Annotated in this window: 26 protein-coding genes and 2 pseudogenes; 16 read left to right on the plus strand and 12 right to left on the minus strand. The window is 68.8% G+C overall.

Annotation, left to right across the window (positions count from 1 at the left end):
• Window positions 1–134 precede the first annotated feature (134 nt).
• Window positions 135–371 (plus strand): group II intron maturase-specific domain-containing protein, encoded by a 237-nt coding sequence (locus OG310_RS35765; protein ID WP_329460528.1) that lies wholly within the window; start codon window positions 135–137, stop codon window positions 369–371.
• 19 nt (window positions 372–390) lie between these two features.
• Here OG310_RS35765 and OG310_RS35770 read toward each other — a convergent pair whose 3' ends face one another.
• Entirely contained in the window at window positions 391–762 is a 372-nt protein-coding gene (locus OG310_RS35770) for a hypothetical protein (RefSeq protein WP_329453837.1), read from the minus strand.
• A 753-nt stretch (window positions 763–1,515) separates the two neighbouring features.
• Here OG310_RS35770 and OG310_RS35775 point away from each other — a divergent pair.
• Entirely contained in the window at window positions 1,516–1,863 is a 348-nt protein-coding gene (locus OG310_RS35775) for a VOC family protein (RefSeq protein ID WP_329453836.1), read from the plus strand.
• A 336-nt stretch (window positions 1,864–2,199) separates the two neighbouring features.
• Here OG310_RS35775 and OG310_RS35780 read toward each other — a convergent pair whose 3' ends face one another.
• Window positions 2,200–2,352: a hypothetical protein gene (locus OG310_RS35780; protein WP_329453835.1), complete on the minus strand. Its 153-nt coding sequence runs from the start codon at window positions 2,350–2,352 to the stop codon at window positions 2,200–2,202.
• Window positions 2,353–2,721: 369 nt separating this feature from the next.
• On the opposite strand from OG310_RS35780, the pseudogene OG310_RS35785 reads away from it, so the two are divergent.
• The 6 genes and pseudogenes from OG310_RS35785 (at window position 2,722) to OG310_RS35810 (ending at window position 9,340) form a co-directional block, all read left to right on the plus strand.
• Window positions 2,722–3,802 (plus strand): annotated as a pseudogene (locus OG310_RS35785) (hypothetical protein).
• Between the two features lie 285 nt (window positions 3,803–4,087).
• Window positions 4,088–5,263 (plus strand): glutathione-independent formaldehyde dehydrogenase, encoded by a 1,176-nt coding sequence (locus OG310_RS35790; protein ID WP_329453834.1) that lies wholly within the window; start codon window positions 4,088–4,090, stop codon window positions 5,261–5,263.
• A 229-nt stretch (window positions 5,264–5,492) separates the two neighbouring features.
• Window positions 5,493–6,062, plus strand: coding sequence for a type 1 glutamine amidotransferase domain-containing protein (locus OG310_RS35795; protein ID WP_329453833.1), 570 nt, complete (start codon window positions 5,493–5,495; stop codon window positions 6,060–6,062).
• Window positions 6,063–6,665: 603 nt separating this feature from the next.
• A complete protein-coding gene (locus tag OG310_RS35800) occupies window positions 6,666–7,193 on the plus strand; it encodes a transposase (protein WP_329453832.1) in 528 nt (175 codons plus the stop codon).
• A 173-nt stretch (window positions 7,194–7,366) separates the two neighbouring features.
• Window positions 7,367–7,858 carry a hypothetical protein gene (locus OG310_RS35805; RefSeq protein ID WP_329453831.1) on the plus strand — a complete coding sequence of 164 codons (492 nt, stop codon included), beginning with the start codon at window positions 7,367–7,369 and terminating at the stop codon, window positions 7,856–7,858.
• A gap of 459 nt (window positions 7,859–8,317) precedes the next feature.
• Complete coding sequence (locus tag OG310_RS35810; protein WP_329453830.1) at window positions 8,318–9,340, plus strand: IS630 family transposase; 1,023 nt, start codon at window positions 8,318–8,320, stop codon at window positions 9,338–9,340.
• Between the two features lie 379 nt (window positions 9,341–9,719).
• Here the strand turns inward: OG310_RS35810 and OG310_RS35815 are convergent, their stop codons facing one another.
• From OG310_RS35815 to OG310_RS35825, 3 genes are all read right to left on the minus strand, one after another.
• Window positions 9,720–10,586 carry an ISAs1 family transposase gene (locus OG310_RS35815; RefSeq protein ID WP_329453829.1) on the minus strand — a complete coding sequence of 289 codons (867 nt, stop codon included), beginning with the start codon at window positions 10,584–10,586 and terminating at the stop codon, window positions 9,720–9,722.
• Complete coding sequence (locus OG310_RS35820) at window positions 10,523–10,945, minus strand: transposase family protein (protein ID WP_329453828.1); 423 nt, start codon at window positions 10,943–10,945, stop codon at window positions 10,523–10,525. Before OG310_RS35820 ends, OG310_RS35815 begins: the two co-directional genes overlap by 64 nt.
• 359 nt (window positions 10,946–11,304) lie before the next feature.
• A complete protein-coding gene (locus OG310_RS35825) occupies window positions 11,305–11,697 on the minus strand; it encodes a VOC family protein (RefSeq protein WP_329453827.1) in 393 nt (130 codons plus the stop codon).
• 193 nt (window positions 11,698–11,890) lie between these two features.
• Here OG310_RS35825 and OG310_RS35830 point away from each other — a divergent pair, with 193 nt between their 5' ends.
• Window positions 11,891–12,076 (plus strand): hypothetical protein, encoded by a 186-nt coding sequence (locus tag OG310_RS35830; RefSeq protein WP_329453826.1) that lies wholly within the window; start codon window positions 11,891–11,893, stop codon window positions 12,074–12,076.
• 81 nt (window positions 12,077–12,157) lie between these two features.
• On the opposite strand, the gene OG310_RS35835 is transcribed toward OG310_RS35830, so the two are convergent.
• Window positions 12,158–12,313 carry a hypothetical protein gene (locus tag OG310_RS35835; RefSeq protein ID WP_329453825.1) on the minus strand — a complete coding sequence of 52 codons (156 nt, stop codon included), beginning with the start codon at window positions 12,311–12,313 and terminating at the stop codon, window positions 12,158–12,160.
• A 338-nt stretch (window positions 12,314–12,651) separates the two neighbouring features.
• Here OG310_RS35835 and OG310_RS35840 point away from each other — a divergent pair, with 338 nt between their 5' ends.
• On the plus strand, window positions 12,652–12,885 hold the full coding sequence (locus OG310_RS35840) for a hypothetical protein (RefSeq protein WP_329453824.1): 234 nt from the start codon (window positions 12,652–12,654) through the stop codon (window positions 12,883–12,885).
• Window positions 12,886–13,192: 307 nt separating this feature from the next.
• Here OG310_RS35840 and OG310_RS35845 read toward each other — a convergent pair whose 3' ends face one another.
• The 3 genes from OG310_RS35845 to OG310_RS35855 form a co-directional block, all read right to left on the minus strand.
• Window positions 13,193–14,134, minus strand: a complete 942-nt coding sequence (locus OG310_RS35845; RefSeq protein ID WP_329453823.1) for an NADP-dependent oxidoreductase — start codon at window positions 14,132–14,134, stop codon at window positions 13,193–13,195.
• Window positions 14,135–14,507: 373 nt separating this feature from the next.
• A complete protein-coding gene (locus OG310_RS35850) occupies window positions 14,508–14,777 on the minus strand; it encodes a pyridoxal-phosphate dependent enzyme (protein ID WP_329453822.1) in 270 nt (89 codons plus the stop codon).
• A 220-nt stretch (window positions 14,778–14,997) separates the two neighbouring features.
• Window positions 14,998–15,447 (minus strand): ATP-binding protein, encoded by a 450-nt coding sequence (locus OG310_RS35855; protein ID WP_329453821.1) that lies wholly within the window; start codon window positions 15,445–15,447, stop codon window positions 14,998–15,000.
• Window positions 15,448–16,224: 777 nt separating this feature from the next.
• Between OG310_RS35855 and OG310_RS35860 the strand changes: the two genes are divergently transcribed.
• The 5 genes and pseudogenes from OG310_RS35860 to OG310_RS35880 all read left to right on the plus strand — a co-directional run bounded on the left by OG310_RS35860 (window position 16,225) and on the right by OG310_RS35880 (window position 18,673).
• Complete coding sequence (locus tag OG310_RS35860; protein WP_329460530.1) at window positions 16,225–16,359, plus strand: hypothetical protein; 135 nt, start codon at window positions 16,225–16,227, stop codon at window positions 16,357–16,359.
• A 10-nt stretch (window positions 16,360–16,369) separates the two neighbouring features.
• Window positions 16,370–16,474: a DUF5133 domain-containing protein gene (locus OG310_RS35865; protein ID WP_443078810.1), complete on the plus strand. Its 105-nt coding sequence runs from the start codon at window positions 16,370–16,372 to the stop codon at window positions 16,472–16,474.
• Window positions 16,475–16,753: 279 nt separating this feature from the next.
• A pseudogene (locus OG310_RS35870) lies at window positions 16,754–17,625 on the plus strand (RNA polymerase sigma factor SigF).
• Window positions 17,626–18,278: 653 nt separating this feature from the next.
• Complete coding sequence (locus OG310_RS35875; protein ID WP_329453820.1) at window positions 18,279–18,524, plus strand: hypothetical protein; 246 nt, start codon at window positions 18,279–18,281, stop codon at window positions 18,522–18,524.
• A gap of 17 nt (window positions 18,525–18,541) precedes the next feature.
• The gene (locus OG310_RS35880; protein ID WP_329453819.1) at window positions 18,542–18,673 is read left to right on the plus strand and encodes a hypothetical protein; all 132 of its coding nucleotides are present in this window, start codon (window positions 18,542–18,544) and stop codon (window positions 18,671–18,673) included.
• A gap of 179 nt (window positions 18,674–18,852) precedes the next feature.
• On the opposite strand, the gene OG310_RS38670 is transcribed toward OG310_RS35880, so the two are convergent.
• The 3 genes from OG310_RS38670 to OG310_RS35890 all read right to left on the minus strand — a co-directional run bounded on the left by OG310_RS38670 (window position 18,853) and on the right by OG310_RS35890 (window position 20,161).
• Entirely contained in the window at window positions 18,853–19,059 is a 207-nt protein-coding gene (locus OG310_RS38670; RefSeq protein ID WP_443078508.1) for a DUF6233 domain-containing protein, read from the minus strand.
• 425 nt (window positions 19,060–19,484) lie between these two features.
• Window positions 19,485–19,709 carry a DUF5133 domain-containing protein gene (locus tag OG310_RS35885; protein WP_329453818.1) on the minus strand — a complete coding sequence of 75 codons (225 nt, stop codon included), beginning with the start codon at window positions 19,707–19,709 and terminating at the stop codon, window positions 19,485–19,487.
• A gap of 50 nt (window positions 19,710–19,759) precedes the next feature.
• Window positions 19,760–20,161, minus strand: coding sequence for an STAS domain-containing protein (locus OG310_RS35890; RefSeq protein ID WP_329453817.1), 402 nt, complete (start codon window positions 20,159–20,161; stop codon window positions 19,760–19,762).
• 100 nt (window positions 20,162–20,261) lie between these two features.
• Between OG310_RS35890 and OG310_RS35895 the strand changes: the two genes are divergently transcribed.
• Entirely contained in the window at window positions 20,262–20,597 is a 336-nt protein-coding gene (locus tag OG310_RS35895; protein ID WP_329453816.1) for a helix-turn-helix transcriptional regulator, read from the plus strand.
• Window positions 20,598–20,881: the final 284 nt, after the last annotated feature.

Here is a 20,881-nt window from a genome sequence, read left to right on the forward strand (position 1 = left end):
GACGCCAAAGAGCATTCGAGCATACGGCGTTCACCTTCCTCGGATACACGTTCCGAGCCAGACAGAACCAGGATCGATACGGCAAGTCATTCCAGTCGTTCGACCCCGCTGTCAGCAAAGACGCCCTGAAGAAGATGGGACGGGAAGTGCGGTCTTGGCGTTTGCACACCCGGTCCGATCTGTCCTTCCGAGAGCTTGCCCGAAGGACCAACCCTGTCGTGGCCGGCTGGATCAACTACTACGGACGGTTCAGACCGTGGGAGCTGAATCCCTTCTTGATGCGTATCAACTCCTATCTGGTGCGCTGGATCCGCCAGAAGTACAAACGGCTTGCGGCCGAACGGAAAGCTGAGCCGAGGCGCGATGATTGACACCAAGGCAGCCTTGGTGTCACTCCGCGTCGAAGCCTGGCTCTGCCGAGGACTTGGTTCTGGCAACGCCGGTGCACGCCAGTACTGCGGTAGCGGCGGCGTTGAGGAAGAGCATGAATGTCCAGGACGCGTCCGCAGTGTCGATGCGCCCGATACGGATGGGCTTTTCAGCTGCCTGGGAGAGGAGGTCGACGGTGGCGGAGAGGGCCAGCGTCGGCTGTCCGCGCTTTTGGGTGGAGCGGAGCCGGCCCCGGTAGATGCCTGCGAGCTCATTGGCGGGAACCAGGCCATCCCAGACGATGAAGGTCCCCCCGGTGATCAACGCGTCGCGCGCAGGGCCACATGCGGTCGTCTGCTCGCCGAGCATGTCGGTCAGGTCGTCGCGTATCACACCGCGGCCGGGTGGCAGGAGAGCCGCTGATGCAGAGTCTGTGACAAGTGGCCTGCCTTCCAGGTGACAACCAGGCTGCTTCGACCCGGTCTTTCGCCAGCGTAATCGGCTTTGCCGGTGACAACCATCGTGCTTCGGCAGAAAAGCCATCGCGAAAATGCTGGAGATCGCCCAGCGATACCCCCGCATGTTCGCGCACTGGCGCTGCACCGTCGCAGCTGTGATGACCTGACGATCAGAACGACAAGAGCCGTGTAACGGGAGACTGTTACGCACGGTTCTGTGAGAGCCGGGAGGTGAGATTCCTCCCGGCTACTCGGCAGTCCGTTTCGCGAGCGCCCCTGCGCCTGGCGAGCCACTGCGTGTGCGCGCCTGATCGCACAGTCGATCAGGGAGCAGGGCCGGCAGACGCCTGCTGGGTGAGCGGGCACGGCTGGCAGAGGCTGCCGGGTCGCCCCCGGACCTGGCGTCCCGGGTCGTCCCTCGGACGTGGAGTCCGGGGGGGGGAACCCCCGGTTCGGCGCGGTCCGGCCGGGAGGTGGCAAGTGTCGTAGCCCGCGACCGACCGGGTCGGCCGACGCCCCTGGCCGGCGGCATCCGGCCGCACCCGGTCCGTCGCGACCGGACGCCCCCGCGCCTGCCGCGAGGGACTCCTGGCGTGCGTGTGGGGTGTCCGGCGATGAGTTCTGGTGCCTACAAGCTGTCTGCACAACGGGAAGCGCTCCGATCACAACTCAGAGGCAGGTGGCATTTATGGACATCGCACGCGTACTGATGGTTGCGCCCGTGGGGAACATCGAGACCGCGGTGGTCTGGTACGGACGGCTGCTGGGACGCCCGGCGAACACCCGGCCGATGGCGTCGCTGGCCGACTGGCACCTCACGCCGGGCGGCTGGCTCCAGGTCTTCGAGGATCCCGAGCGTGCCGGATCGGCGCTTCTCAACCTGGAAGTGCCCGATCTGGACGAGGCGTTGGCGCGGATCGCGGAGCGCGGCTTGAGCGCGGGGCCGGTTCAAAGGGGTGGCGAGCGCACCCGGATCGCCGCACTGGAGGACCTGGACGGCAACCGGGTCACGCTGCTGGAGAACCCGGTCGCCTGACCCGCGCTCTTCGGTCCCCGACCGGGCCGGGACGGCGGCCCGATCAAGGGCGGGCGGAGCGCCGTTGTCGCACCAGGGGCGGCAACGGCGGTCGAAGGTGATGCGACTCCGGACTTGGCGGCGGGTGTGGTGCCTCCGAAGCCGTGACGAGATGTCGGCTCGCCATCGTCACACGAGGGCGGAGCCGACGAGGCGCGGTGGCAGGGGCTTGCATCCCGTCGGTCCCCGCCGCCGCGGCCTTTGACAGAGTCTCCTGAAAGGCGGTGCAGCCAGGTGACGGCGGGCTCCGCGGGGCCGGGAGCGTGATGGCGCCGGGCCCCGCCGGTGCTTGTGCGGTCAGGCCCATTCGATGCCGAACTCCCGGAGCGCGTGCGGCTGCTCGGGGGTGAGTTCGTCCCGCCGCGTTTTGGTGTTGCTGTGCCAGATGCCCAGCGCCAGGTCGTGCTCCTGGCCGGCGATAACGCTCCGTTCTCGGTGGGCTCGCTTCACCGACGGCGTCCCTTCGCGAGCGACGTATGCGTGAGGGCTACCGGGCCCCGCTGGAACCCCGCCTCAGCCTTCCCCCGGACCCTTGACCGCGTCGGCCGGCGCCGGGGGAAGCTCCGCCGGGTCGGGAGACGGGGCCGCGGCCCCGGCCAAGGGAACACACCCGTGAGGGTGGCCTCGCAGGCCCTGCGGTCGAGGTTGTGACGTTCCGTCACGCTCTTCGCGCGCCGAACTCGGTGCGCCCGTTGCAGGCGGGGGAGAGGTCTTCGTCTCGACGGGGGTGCCGACGTTATGTCGGGGACATTCTGGGCGCTTCTGAACGCCGGGTGGCTGACGAGCTGTCGTGGGTGAGTCGTCGCAAACTGTTCGGTCGTGGCGCTCCTGGCGGACCCGGACGCGCCGACAGAAGTCGCGCAGTGCGCAGCTCGGGACCTCCCCGCTCGCCTCGTGGACAGGATCGGTCGGCATCGGCGATCCCACATCAGGGTCGTGAGAGAGCCCTTCACCGCGGGGACCGAGGATCTGTCCACGTTGGCGGGCCGGATCCGGGCGCGCGGGCGTGGAGAGGATTGGGACGTCGTTGTAGCGCTCACCGACCTGCCGTTGCACGCGCAGGGGCGCAAGCTCGTCGTGGAGCTGAGCCATGAGCACGGCCTGGCGCTGCTGTCCCTCCCCTCGCTGGGGGGCCAGCGTTTCCAGGAGGGCCCGGCGGGCGGCTGAGGGGGTCGTGGTCAGCTTGGCCGGTGGTCAGGCTGCTGCGGCGGAACGGGCCCGCCGTCTGTCGGCGGGAGGTTTCACCGGTCGCCTTGGTTGGCGACGACGGGGCCGCGGATCTCCGGTATGTCGTCGGCGGGCCGCGCGGTTACCCGAGGGTGCTCGGCGGTATGGTCCGGGCCCAACCGGCCGTGGCGCCTGGTTCCGGGGCTCTCGAAGGCATTGGCGGCCGCGCTCGCCACGGGGGCGGTCGCCACCGTGAACTCCACACTCTGGAATCTGGCCGCATCCCTCGACATTCCACGTCTTGTGATTGCCACGGTCGGTTCCATCGCACTCATGGTCGGCTGGCTGATTGTGGACGCGCGCCTGTGGCATCGGTCGGTGGAGGACTCGCCGGAGGCGAGGAAGCGGGCGGCTCTCTACAACGCGTCCACGGTCGTGACGGTGGGCATCGGGGTGGTTGTCTGTTACGCGGGGCTACTGGTCATCAACTTCGTGTGGGCGCTCTTCATCCTCAACGGCCACGTTCGCCTCCATGACACGGACCCCGCTGCATGCCGCCCAGTACTGGACGCTGGCCTGGTTCGTTGCTTAGGTCGCCACGGTGTGCGGCGTCCTGGGGTAAGGGCTGGAGAGCGACGAGGCGGTGCGGGCGGTCGCCTACTCCAAGCGCGAGCAGGAACGTCGTGACATGCTCCGCGACACCGGCGGTGACCAGTCGGGGGCGGAGGGCTGAGTTTCGGACGCGTGGTCGGTCGGTGGCGCCCGCTTCGAGGATTCCGGCGGGTCGGTCCGTGCATGGCTGTTTCGCCACCGGGCCGGGGGACACCCGGACATTACGTCGCGGGGCGCCGTAATTCGACCGGCGAACCGGCGACGGGATCCCCGCCGCCAAGATCCTGGTGTGCGGGCCCGCACAGGCACCCGAGCATCGCTGTAGCGCCTCACGGGACTCAGGCTCACACGCAGTGTTCCTCATCGTCGCCGCTGCGGTCATGCCACGACAACCAGGGAAGTCATCATGAAAGCAGCGGTATACGAAGGTCCGCGGGACGTCACGGTGAAGGACGTACCGGACGCCAGGATCGAGCACCCCTGCGACATCATCGTCAAGATCACCACAACCAACATCTGCGGTTCGGACCTGCACATGTACGAGGGCCGCACCTCGTTCGAGACGGGCCGCACGCTCGGCCACGAGAACATGGGCCAGGTCGTGGAGGTCGGCTCGGCCGTCAGCAAGGTCCAGGTCGGCGAGTACGTGGTTCTGCCGTTCAACATCGCCTGCGGCTTCTGCAAGCAGTGCGAGAGGGGGCTGACGAACTACTGCCTGACCATGCAGCCGGAACCGGCCCTCGCCGGAGCCGCCTACGGATTCGCGGACATGGGGCCCTACCAGGGCGGCCAGGCGGAACTGCTGCGCGTGCCCTACGGCGACTTCAACGCGCTGCGTCTTGGTGAGGACGCCGCCGAGCGGCAGAGCGACTACGTGATGCTCGCCGACATCTTCCCCACCGGGTACCACGCCACCGAGATGGCCCACGTCAAGCCGGGCGACCAGACCATCGTGTACGGGGCCGGCCCCGTGGGGCTGATGGCCGCCTACTCCGCCCTCCTGAAGGGAGCCGGCCGCGTGTGGGTGGCCGACCACCAACCCGACCGGCTGCAGAAGGCGGAGGAGATGGGCGCCATCCCGATCAACACCGCCGAGCACGAGCCGGCGGAGGTCGTCAAGGATGCCACCCTCGGTCTGGGTGCCGACAACGGTTGTGAGTGCGTCGGCTACCAGGCGCACGACGCCGAGGGCAACGAGGACGCCAGCCTCACACTCAACGGACTGATCGACTCGGTCAGGTTCACCGGCGACATCGGCGTGGTAGGTGTGTTCATGCCCCAGGATCCCGGTGGCGAGCAGGCCCAGGGGAAGCTGGAGGCACGGGGAAAGGTTCCGATCGACTTCGGCCTCATGTGGTTCAAGGGCCAGCAGATGGGCACCGGACAGGCGCCGGTGAAGCGGTACAACCGGGCCCTGCGGGACCTGATCGCCGGCGGCAAGGCCAAACCGAGCTTCCTCGTCTCCCACGAACTGCCCCTGGACGAGGCATCCACCGCCTACCAGCACTTCGACGCCCGCGACGAGGGCTGGACCAAGGTGGTCCTGCACCCGGACGGACACGGAAACGGCCACAAGCGGTGACGACTGCCGCCGCCGTGCCGCCCGTCTCCTGGACCGGTCGGGGAGACGGGCGGCGATCGCCCCGGCTCCGCCGAGGTCGGACAGGCATGAGCCGCATGCGCTGCGGTCGATCTGAACCAGCTGCGATCGCGCGCGTCCAGCGGTCATGACGCACGATCCGCGTCCAGGGTCCGTCCTTGACTCCCCGGACAGCAGCCCTCACAAGCTCCCGACACAAGGAATGAGAACCATGGCAGACGAACTCCGCGGCCGTAAGGTTGCGATCCTGGCGACAGACGGCGTTGAGCGCGTCGAACTCGAACAGCCGCGTGGCGCACTCTACGGCGCCGGTGCGACGACAGAAGTCCTCTCCATCCACCCCGGAGAGATACAGGCCCGCCAGGGCGACCTGGACCCCGCGGGGACCTTCCCCGTCGACCAACTCGTCTCGGACGCCTCCGCCGACGACTACGACGCCCTGCTGCTGCCCGGTGGCACCATGAACCCCGACCAGCTGCGTACGAACAAGGACGCCATCGGCTTCGTCCAAGCCTTCATGAACGCGGGGAAGCCGGTAGCCACGATCTGCCACGGCCCGTGGACCCTGGCGGAGGCCGATGTCGTACGCGGACGCCGTCTCACCTCGTGGCCCAGCATCCGCACGGATCTGCGAAACGCCGGAGCCGAAGTCGTCGACGAAGAGGTCGTCATCGACCGCCAACTCACCTCGAGCCGTTCGCCCGCGGACCTGCCCGCTTTCTGCGCCGCCATCATCGAGCAGTTCGCCCGGACCGGCAGCCCGGTCTCCGCCGGCGCCTGACCCGGCCGTGACGCGCCCCAGGCGCCCGCAGGACGGGGCGCCTGGGGCATCGCCGGACAGCGGGCATCCCGCCTGCACTCCGGAAAGGCGGGGGCGTACCGGCCCTCTCGTCGGGGCGGGCGGCGCCGACGAGAGGGCATTCAGCGAGGCTGGCCCAGCGCCGCTGCGGGGCGCAGATCCTCTTCGACCCCTTCGTCCATGGCGCGCCGGCCAACGCCCGCCCGAGCCGAGGTGCCTGTTTGAAGAGGTTGTGCCCGGCGGCGAAGAAGATCCTGTCGGCTTCCCAGACCGCCATGCTGTCCTCGCTCCACGGCAGGCTTGTCATCCAGCAGTTGAGGTACTCGACGGGCTCGGGGACGAGACCCGGCAACGCGTGGGAGACGTACGCGCGGGCTCGGTCGCCGAGTGCCGCCAGTTCTCCGGGGTCCGCGAACCTGCCATCCTCCCGCACCTCGACCGTTTGGCTCAGGCCCACCGCATAGCGGCTGTTGCCCGGGTAGGGAGCCGGGTAGACACCCACCTCTCCGAAGTCGCCGCTACTGTCCTGCAGGCAGGCGACCCGTTTCGGGGGCGATCCCTTGACCCGGAAGGTATGGCGCGGATGTGGGCCGCCGGCTGCACGGGCAGCGAAAGCCCCACGTTGCGCGCCAGCCGCGCGATGCCCAGGCTCGCGCACATCACGGCCGTCGCGTACTCTTCGCGGCCGGCGGTACTGAGTACCTCCACCGTGCCGCGGCCCGTCGGGCGCAGCGAGATGACTTCTTCGGTGACCAGCGAGTCACCCAGCGCCTCGGACAGGCTCTCGACCGCGACCGGTTTTATCTCGTGGTCATGAAGAACTACCCGCCACAGTTCAAGGCGGACGGGGTCGCGCTGTACGAGTCGCGGCCCGATGCGACGATCAGGTCGGTCGCCGCCGATCTGGGGATCAATGCGGAGACCCTACGGAACTGGGGGCGAGCTGCGGGAGTAAACCGTCCAAGGGGACGTCGGACGCAGGAAGCGGCCCAGCCGCCGACCCTGCTGGAGGCGGAGAACGCGGCTCTTCGGAAGAAGGTTCGCGAGCTCGAGGAGGAACGCGAGATCCTGCGGAAGGCGGCGAAGTATTTCGCCGGGGAGACGCGCTGGTGAACCGCTTCCAGTGTGTCGCCGACCTCCAGCGCCGTTACGGCGTGAAGCGGGAGCGGTTGAGCGGCGAGCCCCACACCCTGCACCTGAAAATCCGGCCAAGTGGGATTGGGAAGGCAACGCCCCGTAACTCGCCCTCCACCTGCCCGTACTTCGTTTGCCCTATCGTTTCGTCTGTGACGAAACCAGTGGGTGTCGGGCAGCTGAGTGGCGGCGATGAGCCGCAGGAGCGGCGCACTATGCGCGAGCGGCTGGTGGAGCGTACATGCGCCTGGTGCGGTCAGTCCGTCCCATACGCGGGGACCGGGCGCCGCCCGAAGTACTGCAGCGCCGCTCACCGCACGCGCGCGTACGAGCTGCGTACCGCGCAGGCCCGCGCGGGCCTGTCGCCTGCCGAGGGTGGCCGCTCGCCGGACCCGGTGACGCAGATCGTCGAGCGCACCGAGACGGTGGTGCGCACAGAGCCGGGCGGGGTCCGGCAGGTGCCGGCGGCCCGGTTGAGTGGCGAGCCCTACACGCTGCCGGAGGACGCGGTGGAGTGGGTCCAGGCCCTCGCTCACCTGCGCCAGGTCATAGCGCGGGGCGGCCTGCCGGAGATGGCCCGGGAGCCACTCGCGCGTGCCTGCGAGGCGGCCGCTCGCGAACTGCGCGGCCCGACGCCGTCGTGAAGGTCGTGTGGGGCTGCCGCTGACGCGGGACGCCGCAGACCACGCCGCTGGGGAACACCTGGGCCAGTGCGGGTGTTGGAGCGAGCGTGGCCGTGGAGGGGACAGTGTCCCCGGGCTCCACATATTGCCCGTGGGGAAGATCGTTCGGCTGAAGTCCCACGGAGCCTTTCGCCGCGAGGCGACCGCCCTCCGCGACCACCCTCTTCTCGGCCCGAGTCCCTCGGCTTGCCGGGCGGTTTCATGTCCAGGCGCAGTGGCTCGGGGCCCCGGTACGGCGGGTCAGCTGGGCTCGGTGCGGGTCTGGACGTAGCTGCCTTTTCCGTGGGTCGTGACCCGCCCGGGGAGTCCTAGTGTCCTGAGTCGTTAGTTCGGTTGCGGTTGTAGGGTGGGGCGGTGCCTGGTCCGAAGCCGTTGCCGCTGGAAGTGTCCGATCACGAACGTCGGGTTCTGCGGGGCTAGTTGCGTAAGCAGACCGCCCCTCAGGCGCTGGTGCTGCGGTCGAGGATCGTGCTGGCGTGTGCGGATGGTGTGTCGAACGCGCGGGTCGCGGATGACCTCGGTGTGTCGAGGGAGACGGTGCGCAAGTGGCGGTCCCGGTTCGCCGCGGACCGGCTGGAGGGCCTGGCAGACCGGCCGCGGTCGGGGCCGCCGCGGAAGATTACGGACGAGCAGGTCGAGGCCCTGGTCGCCAGGACACTCGACCAGGCGCCACCGACGGGCGACTCCCACTGGTCGACGCGTTCGATGGCCCAGGCGGCGGGGATGTCGCAGTCGGCTGTCTCGCGGATCTGGCGGGCGTTCGGCCTCAAGCCGCACATCGTGGAGACGTGGAAGCTGTCGACCGACCCACAGTTCGTGACCAAGGTCCGCGACGTGGTCGGCATCTACCTCGCCCCGCCGGAAAATGCCCTGGTCCTGGCGGTGGACGAAAAGTCGCAGATACAAGCCCTGGACCGCACCCAGCCCGTGCTGCCGATGGCGCCGGCCACACCGGCGAAGATGACCCACGACTACGTCCGGCACGGCACGACCAGCCTGTTCGCCGCCCTGGACATCGCCTCCGGCTCGGTCATAGCCCAGCACTACCGCCGCCACCGCCACCAAGAGTTCCTCCGCTTCCTGAAGGTCATCGACGCCGCCGTCCCCCAGCACCTCGAACTCCACCTGGTCCTGGACAACTACGCCACCCACAAGACCGAACCGGTCAAGAAGTGGCTGCTCCGACACCCCCGCTTCCACCTGCACTTCACCCCCACCTCCGCGTCATGGCTCAACCTCGTCGAGCGCTGGTTCGCCGAGCTGACCTGCCGCAAACTCCGCCGCTCTGCCCACCGCAGCGTCATCGAACTCGAACGCGACATCCGCCACTGGATCAACGAGTGGAACAAGAACCCCAAGCCGTTCGTCTGGACGAAGACCGCCGACGACATCCTCGACACCCTCGCCGCATACTGCACACGAATTAACGACTCAGGACACTAGCGCCTCACACGGCAACGTCACCGACTCCGCGGCGACGCCTCGGCGACGGCAGCGGTGGCCTTCAGGAAGCGCCACTCGGCATCGCTGACTGACGCCCTCAGGACGCAAAGGGCCCTCAGTGCCAGGCAGTGCACACAGTTGTGGCGCTCGGGCGGCCCTGGGCAGGCCCGCGTGGAACCGCGATGAGCAGCTGCTGAACGGCCGCATTTACGGCTCGGAGTACGACGACCCCCACCCCGGCCCGGTCCCACATCGGAACTATGCCGAGCTGGTCGGCGGGCCGCTGGACGGCCTGCTGCTGGACGTCCACGAGTGGCACTCTGAAAACGGTCAGTGCGATTCCCGGATGTGACTCACCGGGCCACCCCCCAGGGCTTGATCAAGTTCCCTCGGTTCCCGTCTTGTTGGTGATGCCCAGGAATGGGAGTGCTCGTTCGGGTTGGTCACGGATCGCGCGGGTGGTCTTGGCGATGTTGTCGGCTCCGAGGGTCTTGAGCAGGCCGATGGCGAGGTTGCGGAGGGTGGCCATGGCGCGGGGTGCGGTGCCGTTGTGGACGGTGGATGCGTCCTCGGCGAAGGTCACGTCTCTGACGTGGTGCAGGGCTTCGATTGTCCAGTGGCCGCGGCCCGCGGCGGCGAGTTCGACCGGGCGGGCCTCGTGGGCGTCGAGGCTGGTGACGGCGTAGACCGTCTCGCGACTCTCGCGGCGGCCGGTCTGCTTGCGGCGGCGGTGGACCCGGATGGCCAGGCGGCCATGGGGGAAGGCGATCCCGGCGAGCTCGTCCGCGATGCCGCAGGTCTTGATCGAGCGGGATTCGCGGCGACCGTGGCCGGTGGAGGAGGAGGTGTGCTGGACGGCGATGTCCCGCCAGGGCAGGGCGGCGAGCTGCCGGTGTGCGGTCGGCTGTTTTGCCTTGATCACCGCGACGTAGTGGGCCTTCTTGGTCTCGACCAGCCAAGTGACGTTCGCCCGGACCGAGTGCAGGGCGTCGAAGGTGACGAGGGCTCCGGCCAGGTCCAGCGGCTCGAGCAGGGGCCGGAAGTACGCGGTCTCGTTCGTCTTCGTGCCGACCTCCGCCTGGGCAAGGGTCACCGCGCGGTGGTGGGTGACCGCGGAGAGCAGGTGCCTGCGGGTGGCGGTGAGACGGACGGAGCCCTTCAGTGCCTTGGCGTCGACGGCGATCACGCGCCGCCCGGACGCGGTCCCCGCGGCAACGGCATGGCGGCCGGCGAGGTAAGCGCCCATGCCCGGTCCAGGGCGTCACCGTCAACAGTCCCCAGTACCCGCCCGATCGTGGTCCGCGAGGGAGCCCGCCGCCACCGCAACGGATGACGGCGGACACCAACCGCCGCCAGCAGTGCGTCCGAGGCGCGTTGCGCCCACTCGGCGATCTCGTCAACGCTTCTCGCTCCCGAGACGGCCGCGCACGCGCACACCAGCAGAATAGCGGTCAGCGAGTACCAGCGGCCCCGCCGCCCACGAGGATCGGGCACCAGGTCCAGGTAAGGGCGCAGGTCAGCGACCCGGTCCGCGTCCAGCGGGCCCAGCTTCACCAGCACCGCGGGAATAGGGGAAGATACAGCGGCAGGCACGGGCCACCTCATGATCGTTGAGCTTCGACACCCCAATGATCACGGACCCCGTGCCTGCTCTGCTATGCACCCCAACCTGTCACTGCCTGACCCACCGACACGACTCCGGAACTTGATCAAGCCCTGAGCCTGACCACCACACCAAAGGTGTCCGTCAAAGCGGAACAAGCTCAAACCATGGGCGAATTGCGCCGACCCGGCCCGACCCCTCAACGGCGCCATTGGCGGAGCCAGCCCTGCGGCGGCCGACGCTCCGACGTCACCTTCTTACCGAAGTCATCACCTCGATCGTCCATGAGGGATCGACGAGCTGCTCATGCATGTCGTGGCGCCCGTGGTGGGTGGTGTGGCGCACCGGCCGACGGTTAAGGTCAGATGCCCGGCCGGTAGCGCATCGGGTGGTCTTCCGGTACTTCGACCACGCAGATGTTCACCCCGTCCGGATCGGCGGTCCACATCTCGATCAGCCCCCAGGGTTCTTTTGCGGGCGGCCGCTGGATCGGGACACCCAGGCGGGCGAGTTGCTCGTACGCCGCCTGGGCGTCCCCTACCTGCAGCCAGAGCTCGAGGCCGGCGGACGGCGGGCTGTCGGAGCGGCCCGAGACCTCGAGGAAGCCTCCCCCGAGGAAGTAGACGGTGCCGCGCTCGGGTCCGGTGCCGAACTCACGGAAGACTTCCAGGCCGAGCTTCTCACGGTAGAAGGATCGCGAGCGTTCGGGATCGGTGGGCCGGAGCAGGATCCTGCTGCTCAGTACGTGCATCATGCCCTAACTGTCCTCCGGGCCGCGGGTGTGCGGCTCGTCCGACTCGCCGCGTCAGCGGTCTGTCGCGGCACAACCGGGTCGTGGTGAAGGCGTCGATGCGCTGCGCGGTCGGCTTGCTCGTCGCCGAGGTTCGGACGTGCGTCCGCGAGGAGACTGCCTTCCTCAGCCGTGCTGCAGTACAGGGGAGGAGCCGATGTGGAGCTCTTGGGCTGCGGGTTGCCACCTGACCCTCAAGATCGCCGGTGAGCCGCGAGTCGGACCGGCGTCGGCTGAAAACCTCACCCAGGTGGTCACCGAGATGGTCGCCCACAAACCGGACGGCTTCGTCTACGCGGGCACCCCCGCCCGCGCCGCGGCCGTCGCACACACCCTCGCATAGACGGACTTCAACGGGCCCCGGGGCCCTGGTGGAGCTCCACGTCCGGCGCCAGGCCGGGCACGACCACGTGCTCGGCGCGGCCTACATCCCCGAGCGCGGGTCGGTGTGGCTGGAGATCCGCCACGGCGGGCGGGGCAGCCCCGTCGGCAGGTACAACGTGCGCCCCAGGTCGACCATGGAGCTCCTGGTCGGACAGGCGATCTTGGTCGTGAACCCGTCTACCAGGAGCTTTCTCACGTGCCGACACCGCCGCACACCTCAACCATCCGCCCTCAGCCAGGTTGAAAAAGGTTCATGGAGTCCCTTTTTTCAGTGACGGGTGACCAGGTGTCCAGCGCCATTCACCGCCGGCCGCCGCGTACCCGGTCGCGTGAGCGTGGGAGCGACGGCTGGCTCTGTTGATGACGAGGAGCAGCGTCTTTCGAGCAGTTCGAAAGGCGGTTCCCGCGTCGAACCTAGATGGCTTCAGACAGCAGCTCGCTCGAGCGGCAAGAGGCCGTCTCCCGCTCCCCCTCGACCTGCCGCCTGCGGGGCCCCCGCGCGAGGTCTGGGCCCGGAAGGTGCAGGCTGGGGGTATGGCGGGCGTTCCGATTGTGGTGCACCGGCTGTCCGGGACGGGTGGCCGGCGGGTCGTGGTGCGCGGGGAGATCGTCGGACTCGCGCACTCGGACCATGACCTGGACGTGTTCCTCGAACGGGTCGGCCTGCCGGACGCGGACCTGTCCGGTCTGTTGGATGATCCGCGGTGGGTGGAGTGGCGGGGAGATCCGCCGCACGAGTGGGACAGCGGCAACGCCGCCGGGTCCTGACCGCGCCCCGGGGAGGAGGCTGGCGTGCTGACGCCTCCGATCGAGCCGATGCTCGCCCGTCCGCTTCTCGCCCTGCCTCCCACCGGACGGACGCCCGCGCTGTACCAGCCGAAATTATGGACAGAGGGCTGATCTGTCCGCTGTCCATTCTCAGGTGCTTGACCCGTGGGACCTGGCGACTCTGGCATCGAGGGGGCGCTCTCGTCGTCGCTTGCCACCCGGCGCGGGAGTTGCGCACCGCGCGCGTGCAGTGTGCGCACCGTTGGCGATTCGGGCCGCAGGCACGTGCAGATGCGTGAGCGCTGCTTCACCGGACGCGGATGATCGTCTTTCCGTTGATCTTCTGGGTCGGGTTGAAGGCAGCGACAGCATCGTCGAGGCTCGCGACCTGGCCGATATGCGTCCGCAAACGTCCGTCCTGCACTCGCCGAGCGATCTCGCCCAGTTGGGCGCGGTCGGAGACAACAACGAAGTCGACCGCCAGGCCGTTGGCCGGCCGCGCCTCCGGCGGGCCGGTGACCGTCACGAAGGTTCCTCCAGCTCGCACCAGCCGGGCCGATCGTGCGCCGATGTCGCCGCCGAATACGTCGAACACGAAGTCGACTCCGCCGACGTCTTCCAGCGTGTCGTTGTCGAGGTCGACGAACTCGTACGCGCCGAAGTCGAGTGCGCCCTTGCGATGGGCGGCGCGTCCGGTGCCGATGACGTACGCACCGGCCTCGCGTGCGAGCTGCGCCGCCATCGAACCGACCGCGCCTGCGGCGCCGTGCACGAGCACGCTCTGCCCCGCCGAGAGGTGACCGTGCTCGAACAGCCCCTGCCAGGCGGTCAGGCCCGTCATCGCGACGCTCGCGCCGACCGTGAAGTCGACGTCACCGGGCAGCGGCGCGAGGTTGCGCGCCTCGACGACGACGTACTGCGCGAGGGTGCCGTCGCGGGTCCAGTCCGTGATGCCGAACACACGCTGTCCGACCGACAGCCCCGCCGTTCCAAAGCTGAGCGAGGTGACCACTCCGGCCACCTCGTGACCGGGGATCGACGGCGTCCGGTCCCGGCCGAGGCGATCGACCCAGGTCGAGGGCCACTCCAGCTCGTTCCCGGTGAAACCCGACGCATGAACTTCCACGACGACATCACCGTAGTTCGCGCCGTCAAGACTGGCGAGCCGCGCCGCGTCCGGATCGGGCCGCTCAGCCAGCGTCATCCCTGCGGTTCCGGCAGCCGGGTCCGTGACCACGATCGCTTTCATCTGCCTGCCTCTTTCTACGCTGGTCTTTGTTCGTCCCCGTCACGACGTGACGGGATATGGGTGGTATCTCCGCTCCCTACGGGCGGATCTGGCTGATCGTCATTCGCTTGGCCGGAGAACGCCGCAACCGCATCATCGAGGGTTGCGACGTTGCCGGTGACTGTCCGCAGGCGTGCGCTGGGCAAGATCGCCCAGTTGGGCGCGGTCGGAGTAGACACCGAAGTCGATCGCCGGGCCGTTGGCCAGCACCTACCGCCGATCACGTCGAAGACCAGCGCCGAGGCCGGTGCGTACGTCTTCGCCTGCGACTGCTTAGCCAGGCCGGGGGCTGCGCCGGAAGCTCGACGGCGGGCGCGGCTGGCAGACTGCGGGCTCAGTCGGCGATGGGGCCGACGACTTGGGGGATTTCGAACAGGTTGCCGGTGTCTCCGGTGTGCAGGAATGCGACGTTGCTGTCGCCGGGGATCCGTCCGCTGCGGGCGTGGTCGAGCATTCCGGCGAGTCCCTTGCCGGTGTAGACGGGGCCGACGAAGACGCCTTCAGCTCGGGCCAGCTCGCGGATGGCCTCTGTGCTTTCGGGGGACGCGACGGCGTATTCCTCGCCGATGGAACGCTGGTCGGAGGACTCGGGCGCCACCGACACCCCGTGCGCTTCCTGCGGCTGCGCACCGACGTGGCGGCGGACAGCCTGTGAGCGTCGGCGACGACCCACCGGTGATATCGCGGCGCTCCCTCGCAGCCCACTCCTAGGCGGTGCACGGAGCGGCCCCCGGTAGTCGCCTCCCGCCAGTATGAGGCGGCCCGAACGTCAGGCGCCGAGCACCGCCGACTGGGCCAGCAAGTACGCCAACCGGTTCGGGTGCTTACGGCCGTCGTTGTCTCCGTGACCATCTGCGCGGGGCAGGAACAACTGAGTGCAGGACGCTGGCGCGGGGGCATAGCGTCTGGCGGCCGGCGGCATGGCCGCCGGGGTCGTCTGCGAGTCGGATGGCTGCTGTGATCCGTTTGCCTACGGGTTCTCGGCGGATACGGAAGGTCTGACACACGGCCATCACGATTTCCAGTCCGTGCTCCATGAGGCACGGGCCGGGCGCGTACCTGCGGGCATTGGTTACCAGTTCACTCACCACCAGCTGCACCGTGTCCATCGCCCGCTGCGACACCGGTAGCCCGTGTTCGGTTTGCACGATGGTGAGGAAGTCCCGGGCCGTTTCACGGGCCTGCGCGATTTCCGCGCTGTCCTCGAGCACGAGGGACGCGAGGAGGGGACGGTCGACGAGCGGCTCGCCCTCGTTGTGCGAAACAGTCTCCATGGGCCCCCCTTAGTCTCGAAGGACCGTACATCTTTCTCATCATCTGCCCCTGACAGGCTCCAATATCCGCACACCGGCAAGGCATAGACCCCAACTGCGCCAAAGGCCGGGCGAAGGGCTGAACACCCGCAAAGCAGCCCCGCCGGACGGGCGAGAACGACGAGGCCGCGCAAGACGGTCCCACAGTCAGGAGGTCTGCAGCGGGTTTTCTGGACGACGCCTTGCAGCAGCGCGCCCGCTACCGCCGCCCCCGCGCTGCGGCGGCCGCCACCACTGCGCCGGCGCATCTGGTCGTCTTCGACGCCTTAGAACACCGCGGCCGCGCCCTCCTGGGCGAGTCGCTGGGGAGCGATGGGACCTGCTGGTGGACGTCTTCGAGCGGCGCTCCCTCCACGCGCCCTGGACTCTGGTGCCGTGCACGCGCGATCGGACGGTGGCGCTCGGCTGGTTCGATCCGGCGTGGGTGAGGCGGGTATCGAGGGCGTGGTGGTGAAGCCGGTTGCCGGCACCTACCGGCCGGGCGAGCGGGTGAGCTGGTCCAAGGTCCGTCGCGTACAGCACGGCTGAGGGACTGGTTGCCGGAGTGACCGGCCGTCCGGGCGCGCCGGCGACGCTGCTGCTGGGCCGCCACGACGCGGTGGGCGGTCTGCGCTTGGTGGCGCGCACGACGCCGCTGTCCCGAGAGGCTCGCGCGGAGGTGGGCGCCCTGCTCACTCCGGCAGGCGTGGGCATCCCTGGTACGGGGGCCTCTTCTCCGCTGGGTGGGGTAGCCGCGAGATGCTCGAGGTCGAGCCGGTGGAACCCGTCGTCGTGGTGGAGTTCCGCGTGGACAGCGCGCTCGACCACGGCCGCCACCGCCACCCCGTGCGTTACTTGCGCATCCGTCCGGACCTGGAACACGGAGACCTCTGACCCCTACACGCTGTGCGTCTCTACCGGCACCCGGGATGTCGGGGCGGCACTGGAGGTCGCACGGCAGCGGCTGGCGGAAGCCGCCCAGGTGACACGCGACGCCGTCGCTGCCTGACCGTCCGGCGCGTCCCGTCCGCAACACCCAGGCTGGGGAGCAGGGTTGACGTGGCCGCGGCGTAATCTCGGCGAAGGGGACTGTCGGCACCTTGAGTGTGGCAGTCCCCTTCTGCGTCTCCTTGCCGGGCGCCGTATGCGGCGCCCTGGCCCCCAGGACGTACGAGAGCCGCGGCAGGGCGGCGGCGTGGGATGAGGGCGGGGCGGAATCGACAGGTTTACTGCTCCGATCGGGGGATAGCGGGCAACTGCCCACCACGGCACGGAGGAGGTTTCCCGCATGTCTGTCAGCACCGTACTCACCGCTCCAGCTCCCATATCCGCGCCTCGTGAAGAAGTGTCGGGTGGCTTGCCGTTGGTGGAGGATCCGCAGGCGGTGGCCCCTGCGGTGCGCGGGCGGTGTCGAGGGTGTTCTTCGACCGGCTGCAGAGCTTGGAGGAGGGAACCCGCGAGTACGCGTATGCGCGTAACACGCTGATCGAGATGAACATGTCGCTGGTCCACTTCGCGGCCCGCCGCTTCAACGGCAGGACCGAGATGGAGGATGTGATCCAGGTCGGCATGGTCGGCTTGATCAAGGCCATCGACCGTTTCGACCTCTCGCGCGAGACGGAGTTCACGACCTTCGCCGTCCCCTACATTGTCGGGGAGATCAAGCGGTTCTTCCGTGACACCAGCTGGGGCGTGCACGTCCCCCGCCGGCTGCAGGAGCTGCGTGTGGAGCTGGCCAAGGCCCGTGACGTCCTGCACACCCGCCTGGACCGTGACCCCACCGTCGCCGAGCTCGCCGCGTATCTCGGCCGGCCGCAGGAGGAGGTCGCGGAGGGCATCATCGCCGCCAACGGCTACAACACTGACTCCCTCGACATGCCCTACGACCATGGTGACGGCGCCCGCGCCCGCAACGTGAGCCTCTCCGAGTTCACCGGCGCCCTCGACCCCGGCATGGAACTTGTTGAAGACCTCACCTCCCTCGCCCCGCTCGTCGCCAAGCTAGGCGAACGCGACCGGCGCATCCTGCACATGCGCTTCGTCGAAGAGAAGACCCAGTCGCAGATCGGCGAAGAACTCGGCTACTCCCAGATGCACGTCTCCCGCCTCCTCGCACGAGCCCTCAAGACCCTGCGCAGTGGCCTGCTCACCGAGAAATAAGTTCCCAGCATGCGGCCTGTGAGGGCGCTCACACATTCGTTTGCTGCGGGGGGCGCCGGGTAGCGGAGTTTTTGCTGGCGTGGCCTGGGGAGGTCCGCCGTCATACAGCGGTGGGGCCCATCGATTCGATGGGCCCCACCGCTGTATGACGGCCGCGCGAGGCCGCGTTCCGTGTCGCTCACCACCGACCGGGCGGCGGTGGCGAGGTAGGGCCGCGGCTTGTGCCCGCCGGGTGCCGGCCGGGCTGTTGAACGAGGACGATGGGTCTGCTCGTTCGCGGACGGAGAGGGCTCTTGTGGGATTCTTCGTCACTGCACCGCGTCAACTCCCCTCGCGATGGTCTTGCTCCTGCCGTCCACGGCCCCGGATACATGGTCGGCGGCGGTCGGCCGCGCCGCGCAGCTGCTCGCTTCGGCATGGGGCGCCAGTCGCGGCCGCAGAGCTGAGGGATGGGCTCGCGGGCTTTGGCGTGAGGTGCGCGACCAGGTTTGCTCGCGCCCGGTGCAGCAGGCGAACGGTCGGTGGTGTGGGCATCGCCTGGGACTTCACAGCCCGGCAGGGGTGGGGCGACTTCGCAGAGCCCGATCTGTCGGTGGTCGAGCGGGTGGCGCCGCGTTGCGCAGCGCCTCCTGGACGTCGGCGTTACTGTGCCGGTGCCGATGGTCGCGGCGGGCCGGCTGGTGGTAGCGGTGCCCGTCGCATCGGTGGTGAGCGCCATCAGCGTGATGGCGCTCGGCTGCCGCTGCGAACGGCCCGGCAACGTGCACCTGGTCGTGGACGGCCTGCGGGTCGAGGCGAGTGCCAGCTCATCACGGACGGCCGCCTGGCCGCAGGCCACATCCGCCGTGCCCTGGGCGCGCACGGGTTCACGCCGTGGACGCGGGGCCGGAACCGAGTGAACGCCAGCATCCTGCACGTGGCTGCCGCGAGCATGGACGAGGACTTCGACCCGCAGAACAACGTGATCCTCGCTGCGGGTCGCCAGCCGCTTGTAGGCCGCGAGCTGGAGTTCGCCGCGCTGGACAGCCTCGCGGCTGACGCCCAGTAGGGCGCCGCTCCAGGTCGCGCTCCCGGTCGCGTCTGGGAGTCATGGCGCGCACCGCCGAAAAGATGCTCTGACCTGCTGGACAAGGGGCCGGTTGGGGTGGCTGCGCCACGCTGGCTACTTCCCTGTGCTGTGTCTTGCGCGCGTGGTTGCGTCGGGGAACTGCTGGTTGGAGCTGTCGGCTACTGAGTGTCCAGTTCGCCGTCGGGTCGGCAGCCGGGGCAGGATTCCGCGCCGTGGGCGAGGGCGTCCAGGGCCTGTTGTTGGGTGCAGGCGTGTCCGTCGTCGTGGCGGGAGATGAGGAAGCAGCCCATTGTGTGGAGTCGTATGGGTCGTCCGTCTTCGTGGTGGATCCGCCACGGTCGCTCGGCCGCACGCTGGGCGATCATCGTATGCCGGGTCTGCTTCGCCGATGGGCTGGCGTACGCGAGAAGGGAATCGGCCGGCGGTTCCGCCGGTCGGCCTTATCCCTTGCACTGCGGCCCGTGCCGGGTCACCGAGACGGCGACGGTCGGGATACGGCGGTTGCGGAGGCCAGACCACGAGCGGGCGTTATGGCCGTCACCTCAGGGAAGTTGAGGGGCCGTTCAGCCGTCGCGGGGAGGGAACGAAGCCGCGCGGGTCTCGCCGAGTGCGGCGAGGTGGCCGGCGGACATGCCGAGGACGGAAGCCGACCAAGGCGAGAGCGACCTTTGCCAGAGACGATCGCAGCCTCTCGGTGCGCTGGTCGTGTCGTCGCGTCAGTCCGGTTATCGCTGCTGCAGTCCTCGCGTGGGCGACGGCTGTGCCTGCTGTCGCGTGGGTGGTCGCGGGGTCAGGCGGCGATGGCGGGTGGCTGGGGAGCCGAGTCCGTCAGTCTCTGTCGAGCGGCGCGCAGGGCGGTGTCGATGCTGCGTGTGCCGGTGGATATGCACAGTGTGTAGGAAACGTCCTCCAGGCGCTGCCGGGCCTCGGCGGAGCCTTCCTCGGCATGCAGGGTGTGGAGCGTCTCGTACTGCTCGACAAGTTCCTGCAGCACGGCGGGGTGGGCCATCAGCATGGCGGCTCTCCTCATGGGGATCGGGCGAACGTGCTCCGGTATCGCGGCGGTCACGTCCGCGTCGGGGCGGTGAAAAGGTCGGTCGTGCCGGTGAGGTCGAGGACGCGACGCACGATGGGGCTGGCCGTGAGCAGAGTCAGGGACTTCCCCTCCGCGACGGCATGCTGCCGGGCTTCGAGCAGGGCGCCCAGGGCCGAGCAGTCCCAGAAGCTGACAGCGTCGAGGCGGAGGTCGACTCCCCGATGTGAAGCGCGCAGGGCCTGAACCAGGTGATCGCGGACCAGGTACCGGGCCTCATGGTCGACCTCTCCCCGTATCGCGACCGAGATCCGCGCATGGTCCGGTGCGCTGGTGATGGTCGTCAGACAGCGTGGACCCGCTGTGCGCGTCCGGCCCGCGGCCCGTGCGGGGGTAGGGGAGGCGCTCGGCGCAGTGCCTACTTTCCCGGACATGGCCAGCCCCTTACACAAGCACGTCGGACGTCTTCAGATACCGGAAATATAGTTCACGTGTCAGGGTGACGCAATCAGCCTGTTGGCCTAGCATGGGCGGATGGATACAGTGCCGGAGACCCGCATCGGATGGACGTTCCTCACCAACCATGCGCGCGTGCTGACGGCCATTGCGGACAACCCCTCTGTTCGCATCCGGGACATCGCTGCGCACTGCCGGCTGACCGAGCGAGCCGTTCAGAAGATCATCACGGACCTGGAAGAGGACGGATACCTCTCCCACATCCGTGAAGGGCGCGCGAACACGTACCGGATCGTTCCGGGCAAAGTGCTGCGCCACCCCGCGGAAGCGGGCCTCACCGTGGGCTCGCTCCTATCCCTGCTCGTTCAGGACGAGTCCGAACGCTCGCCGCAGTACGCCCACGTCAAACAGTGACAGCCCGCTTCCATCACCTCCTCGGTACGGGACGCGGCAAGCGTGCCGAGGCGCGCAGTCGACGCGTCTGAAGGCGGATGGCGGTGGGCCCGAGGTGCTGCGGCGGCTGGGCCAGCCCGGCGGGCAGCCTCGCTGTGAGCCTTCGCCACGAAGGCGCGGGTGAATTCGGTGAGGTGGTAACAGGCGGGTGCTGCCTGGCCGCTGACGAAGGGGAGGCCCCACAGCGACGTGAACGCATCGACTGCCCTGTGGGGACGCGGGTAGATGTCCGCATCGAGTTGCAG

This window comes from Streptomyces sp. NBC_01497 (assembly GCF_036250695.1).
Taxonomy (GTDB): domain Bacteria; phylum Actinomycetota; class Actinomycetes; order Streptomycetales; family Streptomycetaceae; genus Streptomyces.